This window comes from Streptomyces longispororuber (genome assembly GCF_014656095.1).
Taxonomy (GTDB): domain Bacteria; phylum Actinomycetota; class Actinomycetes; order Streptomycetales; family Streptomycetaceae; genus Streptomyces; species Streptomyces longispororuber.
The window spans coordinates 1,313-3,290 of sequence record NZ_BNBT01000267.1; the positions used below are offsets into that span (position 1 = coordinate 1,313).

Here is a 1,978-nt window from a genome sequence, read left to right on the forward strand (position 1 = left end):
TGTGGCCCCCCTTCTCCCGAAGTTACGGGGGCATTTTGCCGAGTTCCTTAACCATAGTTCACCCGAACGCCTCGGTATTCTCTACCTGACCACCTGAGTCGGTTTAGGGTACGGGCCGCCATGAAACTCGCTAGAGGCTTTTCTCGACAGCATAGGATCATCCACTTCACCACAATCGGCTCGGCATCAGGTCTCACCCACGTGCCATCCGGATTTACCTGGATGACGGGCTACACCCTTACCCCGGGACAACCACCGCCCGGGCTGGACTACCTTCCTGCGTCACCCCATCACTCACCTACTACCAGCTTGGGCCAGCGGCTCCACCACTCCCCTTTGCCCGAAGGCTCCAGGGCGGCTTCACGGCCTTAGCATCACTGGATTCGATGTTTGACGCTTCACAGCGGGTACCGGAATATCAACCGGTTATCCATCGACTACGCCTGTCGGCCTCGCCTTAGGTCCCGACTTACCCTGGGCAGATCAGCTTGACCCAGGAACCCTTAGTCAATCGGCGCACACGTTTCTCACGTATGTATCGCTACTCATGCCTGCATTCTCACTCGTGAACCGTCCACCACTGCCTTCCGGCGCGGCTTCACCCGGCACACGACGCTCCCCTACCCATCACAGCCGCCGTTGGGCGTATATGCTGCAATGACACGACTTCGGCGGTACGCTTGAGCCCCGCTACATTGTCGGCGCGGAATCACTAGACCAGTGAGCTATTACGCACTCTTTCAAGGGTGGCTGCTTCTAAGCCAACCTCCTGGTTGTCTCTGCGACTCCACATCCTTTCCCACTTAGCGTACGCTTAGGGGCCTTAGTCGATGCTCTGGGCTGTTTCCCTCTCGACCATGGAGCTTATCCCCCACAGTCTCACTGCCGCGCTCTCACTTACCGGCATTCGGAGTTTGGCTAAGGTCAGTAACCCGGTAGGGCCCATCGCCTATCCAGTGCTCTACCTCCGGCAAGAAACACACGACGCTGCACCTAAATGCATTTCGGGGAGAACCAGCTATCACGGAGTTTGATTGGCCTTTCACCCCTAACCACAGGTCATCCCCCAGGTTTTCAACCCTGGTGGGTTCGGCCCTCCACGAAGTCTTACCTCCGCTTCAGCCTGCCCATGGCTAGATCACTCCGCTTCGGGTCTTGAGCGCGCTACTAAACCGCCCTATTCGGACTCGCTTTCGCTACGGCTTCCCCACACGGGTTAACCTCGCAACACACCGCAAACTCGCAGGCTCATTCTTCAAAAGGCACGCAGTCACGAGACACCAAGCAAGCTTGATGTCCGACGCTCCCACGGCTTGTAGGCACACGGTTTCAGGTACTATTTCACTCCGCTCCCGCGGTACTTTTCACCATTCCCTCACGGTACTATCCGCTATCGGTCACCAGGGAATATTTAGGCTTAACGGGTGGTCCCGCCAGATTCACACGGGATTTCTCGGGCCCCGTGCTACTTGGGTGTCTCTCAAACGAGCCGCTGACGTTTCGACTACGGGGGTCTTACCCTCTACGCCGGACCTTTCGCATGTCCTTCGCCTACATCAACGGTTTCTGACTCGTCCCACGGCCGGCAGACCGTGGAAGAGAGATCCCACAACCCCCCAAGCGCAACCCCTGCCGGGTCTCACACGCTTGAGGTTTGGCCTCATCCAGTTTCGCTCGCCACTACTCCCGGAATCACGGTTGTTTTCTCTTCCTGCGGGTACTGAGATGTTTCACTTCCCCGCGTTCCCTCCACACCGCCTATATATTCAGCGGTGGGTGACAGCCCATGACGACTGCCGGGTTTCCCCATTCGGAAACCCCCGGATCAAAGCCTGGTTGACGACTCCCCGGGGACTATCGTGGCCTCCCACGTCCTTCATCGGTTCCTGGTGCCAAGGCATCCACCGTGCGCCCTTAAAAACTTGGCCACAGATGCTCGCGTTCACTGTGCAGTTCTCAAACAACGACCAACCACCCG

At 57.8% G+C, this 1,978-nt stretch carries 1 rRNA gene (only partly in view); it reads right to left on the reverse strand.

From position 1 onward, the window contains the following. Positions 1-1,928 (reverse strand): 23S ribosomal RNA (locus IE330_RS37590) (it extends 1,271 nt beyond the left edge of the window). Positions 1,929-1,978: the final 50 nt, after the last annotated feature.